General features: G+C 58.3%; 11 protein-coding genes. 7 read left to right on the top strand and 4 right to left on the bottom strand.

All coding sequences use genetic code 11. The annotated features are described in order from the left end of the window. Positions 1 to 132: 132 nt before the first annotated feature. Positions 133 to 1,224, bottom strand: coding sequence for a DUF3616 domain-containing protein (locus ACA056_RS12570; protein WP_497273142.1), 1,092 nt, complete (start codon positions 1,222 to 1,224; stop codon positions 133 to 135). A 352-nt stretch (positions 1,225 to 1,576) separates the two neighbouring features. On the opposite strand from ACA056_RS12570, the gene ACA056_RS12565 reads away from it, so the two are divergent. The 3 genes from ACA056_RS12565 (at position 1,577) to ACA056_RS12555 (ending at position 6,308) form a co-directional block, all read left to right on the top strand. Next, positions 1,577 to 2,245: a polysaccharide lyase family 7 protein gene (locus ACA056_RS12565; RefSeq protein ID WP_497273140.1), complete on the top strand. Its 669-nt coding sequence runs from the start codon at positions 1,577 to 1,579 to the stop codon at positions 2,243 to 2,245. 449 nt (positions 2,246 to 2,694) lie between these two features. Further along, positions 2,695 to 4,119 carry a GGDEF domain-containing protein gene (locus tag ACA056_RS12560; RefSeq protein ID WP_497273138.1) on the top strand — a complete coding sequence of 475 codons (1,425 nt, stop codon included), beginning with the start codon at positions 2,695 to 2,697 and terminating at the stop codon, positions 4,117 to 4,119. A gap of 329 nt (positions 4,120 to 4,448) precedes the next feature. Continuing rightward, on the top strand, positions 4,449 to 6,308 hold the full coding sequence (locus ACA056_RS12555; protein WP_497273136.1) for an ABC transporter ATP-binding protein: 1,860 nt from the start codon (positions 4,449 to 4,451) through the stop codon (positions 6,306 to 6,308). A gap of 246 nt (positions 6,309 to 6,554) precedes the next feature. Here ACA056_RS12555 and ACA056_RS12550 read toward each other — a convergent pair whose 3' ends face one another. Continuing rightward, the gene (locus ACA056_RS12550; protein WP_497273134.1) at positions 6,555 to 7,457 is read right to left on the bottom strand and encodes a universal stress protein; all 903 of its coding nucleotides are present in this window, start codon (positions 7,455 to 7,457) and stop codon (positions 6,555 to 6,557) included. Positions 7,458 to 7,635: 178 nt separating this feature from the next. Continuing rightward, a complete protein-coding gene (locus ACA056_RS12545) occupies positions 7,636 to 8,256 on the bottom strand; it encodes a cell wall hydrolase (protein ID WP_497273132.1) in 621 nt (206 codons plus the stop codon). A 175-nt stretch (positions 8,257 to 8,431) separates the two neighbouring features. On the opposite strand from ACA056_RS12545, the gene ACA056_RS12540 reads away from it, so the two are divergent. After that, positions 8,432 to 9,283, top strand: coding sequence for a CAP domain-containing protein (locus ACA056_RS12540; protein ID WP_497273130.1), 852 nt, complete (start codon positions 8,432 to 8,434; stop codon positions 9,281 to 9,283). A gap of 141 nt (positions 9,284 to 9,424) precedes the next feature. On the opposite strand, the gene ACA056_RS12535 is transcribed toward ACA056_RS12540, so the two are convergent. Next, complete coding sequence (locus ACA056_RS12535) at positions 9,425 to 10,213, bottom strand: DeoR/GlpR family DNA-binding transcription regulator (protein WP_497273128.1); 789 nt, start codon at positions 10,211 to 10,213, stop codon at positions 9,425 to 9,427. 297 nt (positions 10,214 to 10,510) lie between these two features. Here ACA056_RS12535 and ACA056_RS12530 point away from each other — a divergent pair, with 297 nt between their 5' ends. From ACA056_RS12530 to ACA056_RS12520, 3 genes are all read left to right on the top strand, one after another. Further along, entirely contained in the window at positions 10,511 to 11,398 is an 888-nt protein-coding gene (locus ACA056_RS12530) for a serine hydrolase domain-containing protein (RefSeq protein ID WP_497273126.1), read from the top strand. A gap of 137 nt (positions 11,399 to 11,535) precedes the next feature. Then, positions 11,536 to 13,719: an ornithine decarboxylase SpeF gene (gene speF / locus ACA056_RS12525; protein WP_497273124.1), complete on the top strand. Its 2,184-nt coding sequence runs from the start codon at positions 11,536 to 11,538 to the stop codon at positions 13,717 to 13,719. A 226-nt stretch (positions 13,720 to 13,945) separates the two neighbouring features. Continuing rightward, entirely contained in the window at positions 13,946 to 15,622 is a 1,677-nt protein-coding gene (locus ACA056_RS12520; RefSeq protein WP_497273122.1) for an MFS transporter, read from the top strand. Positions 15,623 to 15,650: the final 28 nt, after the last annotated feature.

The raw sequence follows: 15,650 nt of genomic DNA, 5'->3' as shown, positions 1-15,650 counted from the left end.
AGCTTCACCAATGGCGGGCGCACGCAAAACATCAACGTGCGCGGCGCGTTAGGCATCGCTCAGCGGGCGTTTCGTAGTTTAGTGTGTTCCGAGGACGGCTATTGAGCTGCCTTGCCACTTCATTGAGCGTGGCTAATCCAGGATAAACAGGTCCCCTTCCACATCCGTATCGCCGTGTTTACGACTCTCCGCCGCAGAGTCGTAGACGATCAGCAGAGCCTCCCCAGGCTGCCCGCCCGATTGGAACAGACACATGCCTTCAGCGTGATCGTTGCCTTGCCCGAAAGGCACCTCCAGCACCTTCTCCAATTGATCGGTGAAGACCACGCTTTCCTCGTCGGACGCGAAACCGCCGCGCCAGCGGAAGACCGTTACCGGACCGTCCTGCTCCATGGTGGGGCCCGCCAGGATCAGCAGATCGTCACCGCGGGTGCACAGTTCACGCAAGCCCAGGCCATTGAGCGCGAAGAAGTGCTTGCGGTAGCGGCGCCCATCCGGACCGATCTTCTTCAGCACCAGCGTGTCAGACGAGGCGTCGTCCAGCTCGGGTTCGATCTCCAACAACACGGCCCAGCCGCGTAGAACCGGTCCACGCAGCCCCAGCAGTAGGCGCGATCCGATCACCACCAACCCTTCGATATCGAAGCCGTTGTCCTTACCCGGGATACGCAGGAAGTCGCGTAGCTGAGGATCTTCAGCAATCGCCGCGGTCAGGTCATTACCGACTTCGTTGCCCTGCAACTGCGCCGCCGTACGTCCATCGGCATCCACTTTCCTGGCGAGTACATAGCTGTCGTTCTGCTGCACCACAGGGATGCGGGCCAGCAGAAAGCGATTGCCGTCCGCCTCTACCGTCGACAGGCGCTTGATATTCTTCTGTGCAGAAGTGCCGGCCTCGGCCTTCTTGCGCTTCAGGCTATGGGAGCCCACCACCCAGAGGTAACCACTGTCATGGGCATAGGCCAAGCCCTCGATATCGATCTCGGCGTCTTGTTTCGGTAGGGGCAGATCCAGATATTCCAGGAGTGGAAATGATTGGTGCTCGTCGCACCTTACGACGCCGCCGGGCGTAGCATCCTGGATTTTCAGGCGTTCCAGGCTCGTGGTTTCGTCGTTCGCCACCCAGAGTGTGTCGCCAATCTGCCGAGCGACCGAAAGGCCATCGCGCAACGACGCAAACGCCGGATCAAAGCTCAACAGCGCAAAATTGCTTCGGTCGCTCATGAGCGGTCTCCTGTCTTTATGGCGCGGCGCGCCGGTTATTCAGAACCAGATTCTGCGCGTGTTCTTCGTCCAGTGCATGCGCTCGTCCTGGCCGACCGGTCCACCGCTGATGGCTTATGCCCCTTCGCTGCCGGTGTTAAGCCAATCCGCAATAGTTCCGTCAACTTCAAAAATAGCCGACTAACGGTTACCCCCGTGGGCACAAAGCCTGCAATAACTCCATCGACGAACATTTGACGTCAATCTACCGCCATACGAATTTCCTAATCAGCATGCCCAACTGACACAGCTCAATAGCGCAGGTTCGAGCGCAACTGTGGCCGCAACATTCTCCGCATACAGGATTTTTGACATGATCGACCTCGCCACCTGGAATTTAAGCATCCCTGAAGGCAGCCCACCGGCCACCATAGAAACGCCTCGACTGGCGCAAGGGTTCAAGGACCAGTATTTCAGTTCTGAAGCCGCTACCCTTTCCTTCTGGGCACCTGTGACCGGTTCCAGGACGGCCAACGCTATTTACCCGCGTACCGAGTTGCGGGAAACCTATAGCGATGGAACGCTGCGCAACTGGCAGTATTCAGCGGCGGATAACACCCTGCGGGCGAGTCTGGCCGTGAATCAGGTTCCGAGCACCGGCAAGATCGTGATTGGCCAGATTCACAACAAGGACAGCAACAGCCCCATGGTGAAGCTGGAATACCAGTACAAAACGTCGACTTCGACGGGAAACATTGTCGCCAAGGTGCGCATACGTCCCGACGATGAAGAAGGCCAGGTCATTACCATTGCGACGGGTGTGCCGCTCAACAGCAACTTTTCCTACCAGATCCACCTCAGCCCGAAGGGCGCGCTGGGCATCAGCGCAGCAGGATACAACTGGAGAACCACCATCGACCCGAGCTGGAAGATCAAACCACTGTATTTCAAAGCGGGTGCGTATGTGCAGGACAACACCGGCTATCCCACCGAGGGCGGAAAAGTGACGTTCAGGATGCTGGAGATCCATCACAAAATTTAGTCGTTTCTTTAGGTCACTACCGTTGACACGCCGATCCGAAGGGTGAAGACGTTAGTGGATTTCCTCTTCGATCGGCTACCAAGTGGCTAGCTGTCAGTGAACTCAACCGCGCTGGCGGCAGATGCCCTCGAAGCCTTTCAAAACCATTGCGTGCGCATACAGTGGGATACGCTGCTATCGCAGGCGGATGTCGGCCAATTTCTACCTCTCACGACTGACCGAAAATCGCCGATGAGAATAACGAGACATTCCTTATTGGTTAATTGTGTTCGCGTGAACATTTTTACCTGCTTGTGCAGCAGAAATCGGGAAGGAGTCTAATATTGAACTGCCATAGATCGGTCCATCCCCTATCTGCGTAATGAGGCAAGGGACACTTGGCATGCAGGCGGCTTTGGAGCCAACACCGGACCGGTATTGGCTAAATAGATTTGAACCTGGAGGGACCCATGAGCAATCTCATCGCCAGCGGCGAGCCACCTGAAGCCGTTCGCCTGATGGTCAAGGTTTACGCCTACTTGCTGCTCGCAGGATTTGCGTTTGTTCCGGCCTATCTGATTGGCTACTTGTATTTCTTTCAAGACCCCACTCTTATATTCGAGAATCACCTGTTCCATATATTTGCGATCACGGCAGCCACCTTGGCAGGCTTGTTTGTTACTTACGTCACGTGGCGCTGCTATCAGTCATCGGGAGATCCACTGCTGCGATGGATGACGCTTGGTTTTCTCGGTTTTGTACTGATCTACGCGTTGCATGGTGCGTTCACCGGGCAAGCACACCACAATATCTGGCTCTTCCTGCTTTATGGACCGGCCTCTCGACTGGTCATGTCGATTCTGCTGTTAATTGGAATGCTGTCGTACCACCGCCCACCTGATGCCGCGGACCAACGAATGAAGGCCCGTCCGTGGTTGACCTGGATAGGACTGTTCCTGCTGGTTGACGTGGCAGTGGCGTATGTCGCGAATTCGCCGATCGCCGGCAACCTCGCGGTGCGCCTCTCTATGGAGGGTGGTGCCCTCGTACTTTCCACATTGACCGTGGTGATGCTCCTGCTGCGCCGTATCCGTTCGCCGCTGATGATGATTTTTGTCATCTCGGTCACCGCGTTCGCGCTGTCATCGCTTGCCTTCATCCTTGCACGTCCGTGGAACCACATGTGGTGGCTCGCTCATGCGATCTTCGCCGGTGGATTCTTCATGTTGAGCTATGGGGTCGTGCAAGCGTTCCTCACTACGCGGTCGTTCTCGAAGATTTACAGCCAAGAGGAGCTGATGGTGCGTCTTGCCGAAGCGATGGCGTATACCGAGAGCGCCCTGCAGGAACTCCAGCGCACCAATCAAGAACTCGGACACCTTGCGGCGACCGATCCACTGACTGGCGCTGATAATCGGCGTCGGTTCATGGAGCGGGTCGAAGTCGAAATGGGCCGGACCAAGCGCGGCGGTGAGCCGTTCTCCGTGTTGGCACTCGATCTGGATAATTTCAAGTCCATCAACGATCGCTTCGGGCATCAGGTTGGCGATGACATCCTGAAGGATTTCGTGGAGAAATGCCTCGATTCGATCCGGCCGTATGACGGCGTAGCCCGAGTGGGCGGGGAAGAATTCATGATTCTGCTACCTCAGACTTCACTTGAAGGCGCGCACGTAATCGCTGAGCGTCTGCGAAGCACCGTTGCAAATAATTCTTTTCATGGTCTGCAGCGGTTAACCGTGGTCACAGTGAGCATCGGCGTATCGCAATCCGGCCGCGACGGCGACACCATCGAGGCCATTCTGCGTACAGCCGATCAACGCCTGTATCACGCTAAACACGAAGGCCGTAACCGTGTGGTCACTAGCATCAAAGCCAGCCTGCAATCGCTGTGAAAGCGTCGGCACCGATACCCTGATTTGCGCCACAGCATTGGGCGTTAGGCAAGGGGTGTTGATCGATTGTTGCCCATCGCGACAGGCAGCAATCGTCCTTCTCTGTCGATCAATGCGGTTCAGATGCCTGCTATGAGTCGAGAGCGGCGCTCCGAGACCGCCCGTCTTGGCCCCGCCGACTTGGACTTAAACAATGTCTGAGTTCCCCCGCTCGGCAACCCGACGTCCAGGGCAACATGCCAATAGCGTCATACCCGCCAATCCACATAACCCTCAAAGCAACCTTTAAATGGCAGAATCTCCTTAACTTGATCGTTTCGGAGACCACCATGCTTCGCGCACTTGAACAAAAACTCGACCCCTTCCCGCCCGACGAGGTACCACCGCCACCCGAAGGCCTGGCTCGATTCCTTTGGGCGTGCACACGGGGCGCCCGCGGCTATATTCTCGCGTTTGCGCTGCTCAGTGCCGGTGTGTCGATCTACGAAGCCTGGCTGTTTTCTTTCCTCGGCCAGGTCGTGGATCTGCTCTCGACCTGGCAAGCCGGTGGTGATGCGGCTGCGCAGGAAAGTCGCGTGTTGTGGGGCATGGGCATCGTAATGCTGACCAGCATCGGGCTGGTGGCGTTGCGTACCATGGTGCAGCACCAGATATTGGCGATCAATCTGCCGTTGCGGCTGCGTTGGGACTTCCACCGCCTGATGCTGCGGCAAAGCCTTTCGTTCTTTTCCGATGAGTTCTCCGGCCGGGTCACCACCAAGGTGATGCAGACTGCGCTGGCCGTGCGCGACGTGCTGTTCACCCTTATCGAGATCGCACCCGGAATCGGGGTGTATTTCATCGCGATCATCGCACTGGCCGGCGGCTTCGCACTGAAACTGATGCTGCCTTTCGTTGCCTGGATCGTGTTGTTCGGGCTGGCCATGCTCTACTTCGTGCCCCGCTTGGGGAAAGTCGGACAGGAACAGGCTCATGCGCGCTCCTCGATGACCGGACGTATCTCAGACGCCTACACCAACATCACGACAGTGAAACTGTTCTCCCATTCCAATCGTGAAGCGCACTTCGCGCGCGCGGCCATGGAGGATTTCAAGCAGACCGGCTTTCGCCAGATGCGCCTGGTCAGCCAATTCGAGATCGTCAACCAAGCGTTGGTGGTGGCGTTGATCATGGCAGCAGGCGGTTATGCACTTTGGCTGTGGCACCTGGGCGAAGTCGGCACAGGTGCCGTGGCGGCGATTACCGCCATGGCGTTGCGTATCAACGGCATGTCGCACTGGATCATGTGGCAAATGACTTCTCTGTTCGAGAGCATCGGCACCGTGCAGGATGGCATGACAACCCTTACCCGCGGCCCCAAGGTGCAGGATACGCCGAACGCGGGCGTGCTGGTGACCTCCGGCGGGGCGGTAACCTTCGACAATGTGAGCTTCAACTACAATGGCGAACGCCAAGTGCTCGATGGCTTGAGCCTGAACATTCGCCCGGGCGAAAAAATCGGCCTGGTAGGCCGCTCCGGCGCGGGAAAATCCACGCTCATCAACTTGCTGCTGCGCTTTTATGATGTCGACAGCGGGCAGATTCGCATTGACGGGCAAGACATTGCGCACGTGACACAAGACAGTCTGCGCAGCGCCATCGGCATGGTCACCCAGGATACTTCCCTGCTGCACCGTTCCATTCGCGACAACATCGCCTACGGCCGACCCGATGCAAGCGACGCACAAATCCGCAGTGCCGCGGCCAATGCCCAGGCCGATGAGTTCATCAGCCAACTGAGCGACCGGCAAGGTCACAGCGGCTACGACACCTTGGTGGGCGAGCGCGGCATCAAGCTTTCGGGCGGCCAGCGCCAGCGCGTCGCGATTGCCCGAGTGATGCTCAAGAACGCCCCGATCCTGCTACTTGACGAGGCTACCAGCGCGCTGGATTCGGAAGTCGAAGTGGCCATTCAGGAAAGCCTCGATGAAATGATGAAGGGCAAAACCGTCATCGCCATCGCCCATCGGCTGTCCACGATTGCGGCGATGGATCGACTTATTGTCATGGATGATGGACGCATCATCGAACAGGGCACCCACACCGAATTGCTCGCCAGGAACGGCCTCTATGCGCGGCTGTGGCACCATCAGAGTGGCGGGTTCCTGGGTGAGGACCGGGGGGTGACCGAGGTTATGGATCAGGTATGAGCGTGAACGGCCCGGGGATGATCTGCAAGCGGCTGCTTTGGGTCGATTGCAGCTGGTCGCGGATGGCCGGAGTCGGCGAGGAGCGACCGGCGGACAAGCTGCTGGCATGTCGGCATACGCTATTTGATTTGAGCTTTTGGAGGCAACCGATGGCGATACCTACCGGGATATCTCAACACGCGCCCTCAAAAAATCCCGCCCCAGTCGCTGAGGCGCTCTTTACGAGTCATTTAATAGCGAATCCATTCACTGATCCGCAGAACCCGTAACGGCGAAAATGTTGCAGGGCACTTGATACAGAACATGCTCCGTCGTACTGCCCACCCATTTGCCCAGTCCTTTGCGATGCGCATTTCCCATGACGATCACATCGGCCCGGTGATGCGCTGCAAAGTCGGCCAGCGCTTTGCCAGGTGGCCCTTCAACGAAGTGTTGTCGCTCAGTGGGCACACCATAGTGGTCAGCCAATGCAATAAATGACTTTTGCAGTGACTTGCGCACTTCGCTGCTGAAACCTGGCATCGTCACTGCACCAGCGCCTGCGTCGGATATATGTGTCCGCGATAGATCGTAGGCATGCAGCAGATGCAGTTCCGCGCTGCATTGCATTGACAATCCGTTCGCCGCCTGGATGATGCGGTCGTTGATGCCAGTGATCTGAGTCTCAGGTTGTGACGGATCGACTGCCGCCACTACCACCCGCGGAAGTGGACACCTGATTTCGCTGACCAGATGCACCGCCACCGGACATTCGCGCAACAGGTGCCAATCCAGAGGCGTAATGAAAACGCGTTTGAGCGCTGACTCGTGTTGCACGTCCTTGATAACCAGATCCGGCTGCATTTCTGCCACATGCCGAAGTATTTCTTGCAGCGCTGTTCGCGTAACAAGCACTTCGGTACTCACCATGACCCCGCGCTCGCGTATTAGATCGGCCTCATCCTTCAACCATTTTTGGTTCTCTTGCTGACAAGCCTCACGAAAACGTGCACCAGCGCTCTTCAAACCCAAGAGGTGGGAGTCTTCGATAAACACCGTGATGTGCAGCGCTGCGCCAGTGGCTTCGGCAATGGCGACAGCTCGCTCCAACGCCGGGGTGTCACGCATGCCTGGACCGGCTATCAGAAAGAGTCGTTTATATTGGCTCATGTAACACCTCCAAACGTTCCGGGATATCTAGCTCCCCCCAGCGCTCTCGCCTGTCACATCACCGACGATTTACTATCGCCTCAACTATCTGGATCGACACTATCAATATACGCCTGGATTCCCGAGTTTGAAGCCATAGGCTTTGAGGATGGCGTGGACCTCGCTCATGCGAACATTCCTACTTCGCCGACCCACCACGCGACTTATAAAAAAGAAACATCGAGGTCTCGGTGGTCTTGATGTATTTCCTGGCCCAAACGGGTTTCACATTCCTGTCGTGGAAATACATCGCGCCGTGGGTTCGGTCGTTCAGTTGCTTGTTGAGCGCCTTGCGCGCGATTTCCTTGGCAATCGCGTATTGGGTTTCTTCCTGGACCTGATCCGAGCGTCCATCACACCACCACGAAAACTGACAATTCCTGGTTTCAGAACCTTGCTTGACCACGGCGCATACCGTATCGGGAAAGCCCTCATGGCCGAGGCGGTTCATGACGACGCTGGCGACGGCTTCCATGTCGGCGGACGATTTGCCTTTGGCTTCCCAATAGATGGAGCGGGCCAGACAGGTGATTGCATCGTCCAGCGGCGACGCACCGGCAGGATCGACTGCCTGAACTTCGGAGGTGGTGATGGCTTCGGACCTGGGCACCGGTACATCAGTGCCCTTCTCCGCAGCTTTATGCTCAAGGACCTCGGCCTTGTCCTCAGCCACTTCCTTTTTTTGCTCCTGCTCAGACGCGATGGCCTGGCCGGCGAGAAGGGTTATTGCGAACCAGGTGGCTATCCAGATAACTCGCATGATCGACCCTTCGGACGGAACCGGAAGCACGCCGCACTGGCGACTTTGCTTGATTGTAGTTGCCAAAATTCATTCCAACAGACGGACAAAAAAACTGTCTTCGGGAGTGAAAAGTCATTGCGCTCGCGGGGGTGAAATCGCGCATCATGGGCGCAGTCAGCTCAAGGGGATTTCCATGCGTTTCAAATCATCTGCTATGCGTCTTGCCACGTTGTCACTGGGGATGTTGTTCGCCGTGAATGCGTTGGCGGCCGACGAGAAACAACTGATTGATTCGATCAACCTCTACCGCAGCCAGGTGCAGCGCTGTGCAGGTCAGGTATCGCAAGAACTGCCACCGCTGGCCGGCGACCCACGGCTGGCGCTGAACGCCAACAGCGTCGGCAATCTGCAGCAGGCAATGGCCAGCGCGGGTTATCCGATGAAGAATGTACAGGCGATCAGCCTGTCCGGGCCGCGTGATGCGCCGTCGGCGATGAAAGCGATTCAGGAGAGTTTTTGCCAGATCGTGCTGGACCCGCAATTCGTCGATGTCGGCGTCAGCCACCAGGACCGCGAGTGGCGCATCGTGCTGGCGCGTCCACTGTTGAGCGCTCGCCTGGGCGACTGGCAGGCGGAAGGCCAGAAGCTGCTGGCCGAGCTCAACATCGTACGCAGCCAGTCGCGCCAGTGCGGCACGCAATCCTTTGCCGCCACCACGCCGCTGGCCTGGAACGCCACGCTGGCGACGGCTGCCGAGGAGCACGCCCGGTCAATGGCCAACAACAATTACTTCGATCACAAGGACCGCGATGGCCGCATGCCGGGTGACCGGGCTGAATTGGCCGGTTATAGCGGCGGGCAGGTCGGCGAGAACATCGCTGCCGGCCAAGACACCGTGCGCAAGGTGGTCGATGGCTGGGTGTCCAGCGCCGGTCACTGCGCGAACCTGATGAACCCACAGTACCGGGAGTTGGGGGCCGCGTATGCGGTTGATCCGAAGAGTGATCCGGGGATTTACTGGACGGCGATGTTCGGGGCGCCATAAACGCCCGGTTTTTTGCAGGCACAAACCCGGAGCTCACTTTTGGGCGCCGGACAGTAAAAACCCGTCATGGATTTTGTCGATCACTGGGTCATCAATAGTGATTGGACGACCTGCCAAGCCACGAAGTACTGATGGGGCGCTTCACGCATCCACCTGCACCACCTCAATCCCGAGTTTTTGATAGTCCTCGACATTGCCCGACGCCACGTGACGCTCGGTGATCAGGGTATGAATGCGCTGACACGGCGCGACAACGAACGGCTCCACCGCCCCCAGTTTGTCGGCGGTGGTGACGGCAACGACATGGGAGGCGCTGGCGAGCATCGCCTGTTTGACCGGCACCTCGTCGAAATGCAGGGAGCTGATGCCGACCTCCGGATGAATCGCACAGACGCCGGTGAACAGCAAATCAGCCTTGATGCCCTCGATCAGCCGCAGGGTTTCATGTCCGCTGGCCGACAGGGTCGCGGGGTTGAGTTGTCCGCCGGCCAGAATCACCGTGATGCCTTTGTATTCGGCCAGGGTGATCGCGATCATCGGGGACGCGGTGACGGCCGTAATGGCAATGTCCGAAGGTAGTGAACGGGCGATCTGCAGCGTCGTGCTCCCCGAATCGAAAATCACAATCTGGCCGTTGTTTACCTGGCGTGCGGCGAGTTGCGCCAGGTGTGTTTTTACCTCATCGGTTTCGCTGACGCGGGTGAAATAATCCTTGCCGGTGTCCTTGGGTCGCGGCAGTGCCCCGCCGTGCACCCGATGCACCAGCCCGGCGGTCGCCAGTTCCGCCAGATCCCGGCGAATGGTATCTTCGGACACCGCGAAATGCTGGCTAAGCTCGCTAGCCATGACCTTGCCGTCACGTTCGAGGATCAACAGGATTTTTTGCCGGCGCAGATGAGGGAGTTCGGCGGCTGAGTGTGAGTCGTGCATGTTTTTGCCCGTTTTTGCGCGTAATTGCGTGTTTGTGCGAGACTAGCCAAAGCGCGGGATAAACACAAACCACCCGGACATCAATTCTTTCGATGATTCAAATCATGAAGCCGAATTTTTTATTTGTTTGTGACCTATTCAAGATGGCGCCATCACAAATGTTTTGGATGAAAACTTCATGAATCTGAATTTTGCCTTTGCCTGCATGATCGTGGTCTCGTTCGCGATTGCGTTGGGTCATGCCTGATCAGCAGAAGCCAAGGGCCATTCGCTCCCTCCTCCACCCAGAGTCAACTCATGCTGTGTTCCCTTGTATCGAACGGCGCTCTCATAACGCCTGAAAGGCCGGATACAAGGGTGCCCTGGTGGAGCTTTACCAAAACCGTACTCGCCGCCGCGGCGCTGTCATTGGTGCGTGACGGGTTGATCAACCTTGACGACACCGTTGCTGAAGGCCCCTTCACGCTGCGCCAGCTGCTGCGGCATGAGGCCGGGCTGGCGGATTATGGCGAACTCGCCGACTACCACAACGCCGTGACCCACCATGAGACGCCCTGGTCGGCCGATGACATGCTGCAACGTCTTGATGTCAGCCGGTTGCGCTATGCACCCGGGGACGGTTGGCGGTATTCAAACGTCGGCTATCTGTTCGTCGTGCGACTGATTGAACGCGTGACGGGGCGCACGCTTGAAGCTGCGCTCACGGAGCGTGTGTTCACCCCCCTCAGTTTAACCCGCGTACGCCTCGCCAAAACGCAAGCCGATCTGCAGGGCGTGAACATGGGAAGCTCGCCATCCTACGACCCCGGCTGGGTCTATCACGGCTTGCTGGTTGGCCCACTTGAGGAAGCCGCCCTTTGTCTGGACGGTCTGCTGGCCGGGCACCTTCTGCCAAACGCACTGCAGCAAGCGATGCAAACAGCACGTGTCCTCGGCGGCCCGATTCCCGGTCGCCCATGGACTTCCCCGGGCTACGGTCTCGGCCTGATGCAGGGTTTGGTCATGGGCGATCTGAAGTTGAGCGGACACTCCGGCGCCGGCCCGGGCAGCGTAGTGGCGGTCTATCGCTGCGTTGATGGCGAAAACGCGGCGAGTTGCGCGGTCTTTCATGAAGGCGCCAACGAAGGGGTTGCCGAAGCAGAAGTGGTCGAACGCCTGTCGGCAGTCCTTGGCAAAATCCGGTAAAAAAGCCGTAACCCTTCCCCGCATGGTCTATAACCAGTGGCGACATGATTTGGATCAGGGAACCTTGAAGGCGCCCTCGCTAAATTGATCTCTTGAAAAAAAGCCGACAAGTGACTGTCCGCTAGGAGATTCCCCGCATGAAAGCCCTGAAAATAGCCGCCAGTGATTCCGCGTTCGATTGTTTCCACACCTCCCGAGAAGTGATTCCGCTCAATCAAACCGACTACACCGACGTCGCGGTTGCGGTGTTCTCTGTGGAGGATGTGATGGCGGGCGCCCTGGACGCCCTGCAGCGTACCGGTTTCGACATCCCCATTTTTCTCGTCGCCTCCCCTGGTTCCGGCAACCGCGCCCGGGACGTCTACAAGCACCTGCAAGATGTTCTGCTTCAGGTGAATGGCATTTTTGACCCCTCACGCAACAACGCCGAATACCATGGCAACCAATTGGAGACCGCGGCAAAAGCCTATGAAGAAAGTCTCCTGCCGCCGTTCTTCGATGCGCTCAAGCACTACACCGAATCGGCCAACGCTACGTTCGCTTGCCCTGGCCACCAGGGCGGCCAGTTTTTCCGCAAACACCCGGCTGGCCGGCAGTTCTTCGACTTCTTCGGCGAGACCCTGTTTCGCGCCGACATGTGCAACGCCGACGTCAAACTCGGCGATCTGCTGATCCACGAAGGCCCGGCACTTCTGGCGCAAAAACACGCGGCGCAGGTGTTCAACGCCGACAAGACCTACTTCGTGCTCAATGGCACATCGGCCTCCAATAAGGTTGTCACCAATGCGCTGCTCACGCCTGGCGATCTGGTGCTGTTCGACCGCAATAACCACAAATCCATTCATCAAGGTGCGTTGATCCAGGCGGGGGCGACCCCGGTTTACCTGGAAACCGCGCGCAACCCTTATGGGTTCATCGGCGGGATTGACGCCCATTGTTTCGAAGAAGATTACCTGCGCGAACTCATCAGCGAAGTCGCACCGGACAAGGCCCAGCAGCCACGGCCGTTTCGTCTGGCGATCATTCAGCTGGGCACCTATGACGGCACCATCTACAACGCCAGACAAGTCGTCGATCGCATCGGCAAACTGTGCGACTACATCCTGTTTGACTCGGCGTGGGTGGGCTACGAACAGTTCATCCCGATGATGAAGGATTGCTCGCCGCTGCTGCTGGATCTGCATGAGAACGACCCCGGGATCTTTGTCACTCAATCGGTGCACAAACAGCAGGCGGGGTTTTCCCAAGCCTCGCAGATCCACAAGAAAGATCGCCATATCAAAGGCCAGGCCCGTTATTGCAACCATGCACGGCTGAACAACGCCTTCATGGCCCAAGCCTCTACCAGCCCGTTTTACCCGCTGTTCGCCTCACTGGATGTGAACGCGCGCATCCATTCCGGCCGCAGTGGCCTGCGCCTGTGGGAAGACTGTGTGAAGTTCGGCATCGACGCACGCAAGTTGATTCTGGAAGCGTGCACCATGGTCCGCCCCTTCGTGCCGGACACCATTGACGGTCGCCCCTGGCAGGACCATCCGACTGAAGACATCGCCAACGACATCCGGTTTTTCGAATTCCATCCGAAGGATCGCTGGCATGCCTTCAGCGGTTACGCCGACAAGCAATACTTCATCGACCCCTGCAAGTTGCTGTTCACCACGCCCGGCATCGACCCGGTCGATGGCAGTTACACCGACTTCGGTATCCATGCCGGCATCCTCGCCAACTTCCTGCGCGAGAATGGCATCGTTCCGGAAAAGTGCGACCTGAACTCGATTCTGTTCCTGCTTACCCCGGCCGAAGACTGGGCGAAGATGACTCATCTCGCCTCACAGATCGCACGCTTTGAACGCTTCATCAGTGATGACGCGCCGATGAGCCGGGTGTTGCCGGCCATCTATGCGCAGCACCAGGAGCGCTATCGCAACTACACCATTCGCCAGCTCTGCCAGGAGATGCACGACCTCTACCGCACCCACAACGTCCAGCAATTGCAGAAGGCGATGTTCCGCAAGGAACACTTCCCGAAAAAGGCCATGAACCCGCAAGCAGCGCAGTTCGAATTCATCCGTGGCAATGTCGAACTGGTGGCGCTGGCAGACGCCGAAGGTCGCATCGCTGCCGAAGGTGCCCTTCCCTATCCACCCGGCGTGCTCTGCGTGGTGCCCGGGGAAATATGGGGAGGTGCGGTGCTCAAGTACTTCCTGGCGCTGGAGGAAGGCATCAACTCACTGCCTGGCTTCACGCCGGAACTCCAAGGCGTGTACTTGAAACAGGAAGGGGGTCGCATTCGAGCCTATGGGTACGTGATCAAGACTTGAGTCTTCACGCCTCCAGCGGCGTGTCAGCCTGGGGTTGAGCGCGATGGCGAGTGGATATCTGGCGGAACGTGATTATGCTTCAAGAAACCTTGCAGCGATGCGAGGCCGTCAGCCTGTTCGCAGACTTCGCGCAATTCGTCATCCGACGACATCAGCCCCTGGGCCTGGGTGCGGCAAAAAGGTAGTGAGGTACTCCGGCCTACAACAAGAACGACGGAGAAGACTCATGGCCGCAATCGACAACACATCCACGGGCAGCGCGCCCCACCACGGGATCACCAAGGAGGAGCGCAAGGTCATTTTCGCCTCGTCCCTGGGCACCGTGTTCGAGTGGTACGACTTCTACCTTTACGGGTCTCTCGCCGCGATCATTGCCAAGCACTTCTTCGCCGGCGTCAATGAGACAACGTCCTTCATCTTCGCGCTGCTCGCGTTCGCCGCCGGCTTCGCGGTACGCCCCTTCGGCGCCATCGTGTTCGGTCGACTGGGCGACATGATCGGGCGCAAGCACACCTTCCTCATCACCATCGTGATCATGGGTATTTCCACCGCCATCGTCGGTTTTCTGCCTGGCTACGCAACCATTGGCGTGGCGGCGCCGATCATCCTGATCACCTTGCGCCTGTTGCAAGGCCTGGCGCTGGGCGGTGAGTACGGCGGCGCGGCGACCTACGTCGCGGAGCATGCGCCGAAAGGCAAACGTGGTTATTTCACCTCATGGATTCAAACCACCGCGACCCTGGGCCTGTTCCTTTCACTGCTGGTGATTCTCGCCTGCCGGACGATCCTCGGCACCGAAGCCTTCGAGGCCTGGGGATGGCGGATTCCGTTCCTGCTGTCGATCCTGCTGCTGATTGTCTCGGTGTACATCCGCTTGCAGCTCAGCGAGTCGCCGGTGTTCTTGAAAATGAAGGCTGAGGGCAAGTCCTCCAAGGCGCCGCTGACCGAATCCTTCGCCCGCTGGGACAACTTGAAAATCGTGATCATGGCCTTGCTCGGCGGCACCGCCGGCCAGGCCGTCGTCTGGTACACCGGGCAGTTCTACGCGCTGTTCTTCCTGCTGCAGACGCTGAAGATCGAACCGCAGACCGCCAACTTGCTGATTGCCGGCTCCCTGCTGATCGGCACGCCGTTCTTCGTCATATTCGGCAGCCTGTCCGACCGCATCGGCCGCAAGGGCATCATCATGGCCGGCTGTATCCTCGCGGCCCTGACCTACTTCCCGATCTTCCATGCGTTGACCCAATACGGTAACCCCGACGTATTCATCGCGCAGGAGAAAAACCCGGTCACGGTGGTCGCCAATCCCGACCAGTGCTCGTTCCAGTTCGACCCGGTGGGCAAGGCCAAATTCACCAGCTCCTGCGACCTGGCCAAGACCGTGCTGGCGAAGAAGGCCATCCCCTACAAGAACGAGAAGGCTGAGCCTGGCACCGTCGCGCAGGTCCGCATCGGCGACAAGGTGATCCAGAGTTTCGAGGGCACCGGTATGCCGGGCGCCGACTTCAAGGTCAAGAACGATGCCTTCGCCGCCACCCTCGGCACTGCGCTCAAGGACGCCGGCTACCCCGAGAAGGCCGACCCGGCCAAGACCAACTACCCGATGGTGCTGCTGCTCCTGACCATCCTGGTGATCTACGTGACCATGGTCTACGGCCCGATCGCCGCCTGGCTGGTGGAACTGTTCCCGGCGCGCATCCGCTATACCTCGATGTCGCTGCCCTACCACATCGGCAACGGCTGGTTTGGCGGCTTTCTGCCCACGGTGGCGTTCGCCATGGTCGCGGCCACGGGTGATATCTACTACGGGCTGTGGTACCCGATTGTCATCGCCGTGATGACGGCCATTCTTGGCACGTTCTTCCTGCCGGAAACCAAGGATCGGGAAATTCATCACACCTAGGCTGGCATCTGCCCTCTCTCGCAAGGGA

The sequence above is a fragment of the Pseudomonas sp. LBUM1666 genome, assembly GCF_059695775.1.
This window is presented reverse-complemented; position numbering and strand designations above follow the sequence as displayed.